This window comes from Massilia sp. YIM B02769, from assembly GCF_030411995.1.
Classification (GTDB): domain Bacteria; phylum Pseudomonadota; class Gammaproteobacteria; order Burkholderiales; family Burkholderiaceae_D; genus Telluria.
On the sequence record NZ_JASNRC010000034.1, the window covers coordinates 1 to 4,190 of the forward strand.

At 60.7% G+C, this 4,190-nt stretch carries 3 protein-coding genes; 2 read left to right on the forward strand and 1 reads right to left on the reverse strand.

Going from position 1 to position 4,190, the window contains the following annotated elements; genetic code table 11:
- Together QPK31_RS26005 and QPK31_RS26010 are read left to right on the forward strand one after the other, a co-directional pair.
- On the forward strand, positions 1 to 1,075 hold a 1,075-nt coding region (locus QPK31_RS26005; protein WP_290425780.1), incomplete at its 5' end, for a hypothetical protein.
- A gap of 163 nt (positions 1,076 to 1,238) precedes the next feature.
- Complete coding sequence (locus QPK31_RS26010; RefSeq protein WP_290425781.1) at positions 1,239 to 2,168, forward strand: LuxR C-terminal-related transcriptional regulator; 930 nt, start codon at positions 1,239 to 1,241, stop codon at positions 2,166 to 2,168.
- A 67-nt stretch (positions 2,169 to 2,235) separates the two neighbouring features.
- Here QPK31_RS26010 and QPK31_RS26015 read toward each other — a convergent pair whose 3' ends face one another.
- Complete coding sequence (locus QPK31_RS26015) at positions 2,236 to 3,936, reverse strand: hypothetical protein (RefSeq protein WP_290425782.1); 1,701 nt, start codon at positions 3,934 to 3,936, stop codon at positions 2,236 to 2,238.
- Positions 3,937 to 4,190 lie beyond the last annotated feature (254 nt).

Consider the following 4,190-nt stretch of genomic DNA (forward strand, 5'->3'; position numbering starts at 1 on the left):
CTACACCCGTCAACTACTTGATTTCGTTGTCGTTTTTGCCGGGCCGCGCAGGCAGGGACCGAACTATAACAAAGCTGAGCGCACTCTGCAAGAGCCGAGTCTGGATGCTTGTGCACAGGGCAACGTGTTGGCCACGCTGGACGCGTTTGCCCGCCGGCTCCCTGGAACTCAGCAAAAGAACACCCCCTGCGCGGCTGCCTTTCGTGCGTTAGCAATAGAACATTTGTTCTATGGATACGCTTTGACGCTCGACGCATACTTTTGCGACCACATTGCAGCGCTTTCGCACACCATGAAAATCTCCTATACAAACATGCGTTACACAAAACAGATGATTGGCATTCTCGGCCTGGCAGTCCTGATGTCGGCCTGTGGCGGCGGCGGTGATTCCGACGCCTTAAACAATGGCGGGAACGCTTCGACGGGCCCGGGAACGGGCGCCACTGTGCAGGCCCCCGACGCGCAGATTGTGGCCTACCTAAAGTCCAGCAATATCGATTTCGGCCCCGGGGCAAATGGCCGGCCGGAAGGTACCTGGCGTTGGCCCGGTACGCCGGACCGGCATATTGCCGTTTACCTCCCAACGCCGGCGGCGGGCAACGCAACGGAGGTGGATTACGCAAACAAGGTCACGACCAGCGTCAGCCTGCTCAATGCAAAACTGAGTGGTCTGCTGGTCCTCGACCTGACCGCCACGCGCCCTGCCAGCGGGAATTTCATCCAGGTCAGCTATCTGACCTCCTGGGTGCCGCCAGGTTCGACCGATTACGCCAGCTATTGTGCGAATGTCGCCACGGGTCCGAATACCGGAAGCATGATCATGCCCGATGCAAGCAACGGCATCTTCTCCGCCCCGGTGTACGTGAATCTCGGGAATGGCCACTGCAATGTGACCCAGGACATCGTCACCCATGAATTCGGCCACGCACTCGGCCTTGCCAACCATTTCGCCAGCTTCGGCGATGCCCCCGCGAATGCATGGACGACGGCCTATTTCGACGTGCTGGCTACGCTCTACGGCAATCCGCCATCCACGCCGGCAGCGAATATCGTCGTCAAGCGCGCGAAGAACTGAGCCAGGAACCGGCCCGGGAAATCCGGGCCGTCACAAACAGCATGGTGTGGCGCATGGAATGTAGAGTTGCCTGGACATCAACGTTATAATTGCTCAAACAATAATCGACGAGCACCATGCGCCCGTATCACCTTGAGCCTGCAATATCTGCGGAAACAGCACGATGATCGAACGCATGCTGTTCGATCTTTATTCCGGCGCACGAGACCTGTCCCTGGGGGAATTCGGTGAACTGGGATTCGGTATTGTGCGTCGTGTGCTGCCCATTCACTCCGGCATGTTCGGCCACGGCACCTATGACGCGCGCGGCTACGTCACGATCCATACGCTGCACCGCCACGAGGTACCGGCGGAACGGCTGCTCGAGCGCGTGAACCTGCCCGGGCCAGACCCGGCGATCAGGAACAGTCTCGCGCACGCGGGCCAGACGGTCCACACCCCCACCCAGGCGTATGCGCGCGACAACGCGGACCTCGGCCGTTACATCCGGCGCTACGACGCCTGGAACGTGTTCACGCTGATCCCTGGCGTTCCTGCGGGCACGCCGACAGATGGCGTGACGGTCTGGACCGGCCGGATGAAGCGCTGCATGAGTGCGGCCGAACTCCTTGGAAGCGCGCACCAGGTCCTGCCCCATCTGTTGCTGGCCAATAGCATCAACCGCCGCCTGCAGACCGGGGAGACGGGACCGGCCTGCGCAGTGGCGGCAGCGGATGGCGTACTGCTGAGCGCCAGTCCAGCGGCGCTGGCCTTGCTGTCGATAGAATGGCCCGACTGGAATCCGCCTCACCTGCCCAAGCCATTGACGGCGGCGCTGCAAGTCAGGCGTCACGTCGACGTCGGGACGCTGAGCGTATCCGCCTCGATGTCCAATCAACTGCTGTTCCTGCGGCTGAGCCGCCGGACCGCTCCCACCCTGAGCCCCGCCGAGCAGCGTGTGGCCGCGATGGCCGTCGCCGGCGCGGCATACAAGGAAATTGCACGAGATTGCAATGTGTCGCTGTCAACGGTGCGCAATCAACTGCATGCGATCTATACCAAGCTGGGCGTGAGCAACAAGACAGCGCTGGCAAAGGTCCTTGCCGGTCAGTGACAACTGTAATAGCGCCTGCGCTTCAGCTCGAGAAGGGGTGTCCTGAAGCGCCTGGCGTAGCGACGCCTTAGTGCACCAGTTCTTCCGGCGTTGTGGTCTGCTTTTTGGCAGCCTTTGTTTTTTTGCGGCGGCGCCAGAAAACCACCGCGGCAAGAACAGTGAATACGCCGATGCCGGCGATGGGCGGCGGCACGGGAGATGGATCGTCTTCCGCCGGGCTCGAGGGATCGCGCAGCGTATCCGGGAAAGGACGCGCGTCGACCGGCACGATTTTCCAGTCGGCCTGGTCCGCAGGGACGCGCGACTGGAATTCATCGAACGAAAACACCGGCGCCGAACCGGTGGCGCGGCTCGAGGGAATCTGCGGAATGCGCACCAGGAAGATGGCGTCGACATCGCTCCTGAGCTGCTGCTCGTAAGGCGTCAGCGCACGCCCGGCCTTGCCGCTGGGCCCGACGATGTCGAGCAGGTCCAGTCCCGCCGATTCGAATGCCACCGCCGGCAGGAGCCGGGTCTGTTCTTCGTTCAGGTAATCGTAGATCTTGCGGCCGCTTTGCAGGCTGCCGTCCTTGGCGGCGATATACGCATATGCTGCGAGCGACTTCAGCGGCGCCGATGGGCCGCGCTCGGGAATATGCCAACCCAGGGAATCGAAGACGTCGACGCTGATGCCGGCGCAATTCGCGCTCGCATGCCGGTACTGGAAATCGTGGCGGTAGAAATGGTTGAAGACGCGCTGCACGCCGCCCTGGTAGGCAGCCGCGGTACGCTCGTTGTTCAGCACCGCCACCAGCATGTACGACGGACGGTAATACTGCTGGCCGCTATTTAGGTCCATCAGGTAGTTATCCATCGGGAGCGTTGCCGCGACAATGCCCTTTTCGCTGAACGAATCCAGGTTATAGAAATTGTTGACGGCCCAGTCGGCCCATTCTCCGTTATTACCGATACGGCCGGTGGCGATCGCATAGTGTCCGCCCAGGGATTCGTCGTCGTCGCCCTGGGCGCCGTTCAGGACAAATCCGAGTACCGGCTTTTGCTTCCAGTCGCGCGCTTGGCCCGGATGGCGTTCCCATAACAGGCGTGTATCGATGCCGCGCGCTTCCTTGACCGGCGCACGCACGAATGCGGCTAGGTCCGAGCTTGTGTGAAGCGGCTGGCTTGGCATCGTGGCCGGGTCGAAGGCGAAATCGCTGGGCCAGATCGTGCGGGCGACGAATACGTCTTTTCCGCCGGCGCTGTCGATCGCGCCGCGCATGCGCACCGTGCGGCCGGCAAAGTAGGCGGCGGTGGCGTCGTTGGCATAGGAAAGGTTGGTGGGAATTTTCGGTACGAGCCGGATGTCGTGCTCGTTGCCGCCTGCAGCACGAACGCGCTGGGCGCCCGGCAGCATCACCGCATTCTCGAAAATGCTCGGCGCACCAATCCATACCAGCGATGGATGGGCCAGTTTTTCCGGCTGTTGCGCAGCTGCCCATCTGGCGACGTCGCTCCTGCGGTCCGCTCCCTGCATAAAGCCTGAAACTGTTGCGCCGTTTGCGGGAACAGCGATCAAGTCGTTTTCGAAGTACCAGAGGCCCTGTTTCGGGACAGTGCAGTTGCCGCACTTTCCTGTCTCCAGTCGAAAATGCTCCGCCGATAATAAGCCGATGGATTCCGACTCCAGCGCGCCTTTCAGTCCAGCGGACGATGGACTTGTCGTGGCGTCTGCGGCTCCGGCAAGGCTTGCAAACGCAGCGGCGGCAACACCAAGGAGCTTTCGGGCCATGCTATTTCCTCATTCTCGGTAAGAAGAACAAACTTACCGTGAATGATGCCTGAAAAACTTGATGTCAGGCATTAACGTAGAAAGAAGAATGAAACAGCTGGACAGGAATACGACATGGCGTCGACAAGAAACCGACACCGAGGATAGGAAAGCCAAAAAGCAAAAAGCCCACCAAGTTTACTTGGTGGGCTTCGCTTTATAACTAGCCTGACGATAACCTACTTTCACACTGGTTGCAGCACTATCATCGGCGC

Bases quoted from the DNA above. Each gene is read 5' to 3' on its own strand.
- QPK31_RS26010 (WP_290425781.1), top strand. From the start codon at position 1,239: ATGATCGAACGCATGCTGTTCGATCTTTATTCCGGCGCACGAGACCTG.
- QPK31_RS26015 (WP_290425782.1), bottom strand. From the start codon at position 3,936: ATGGCCCGAAAGCTCCTTGGTGTTGCCGCCGCTGCGTTTGCAAGCCTT.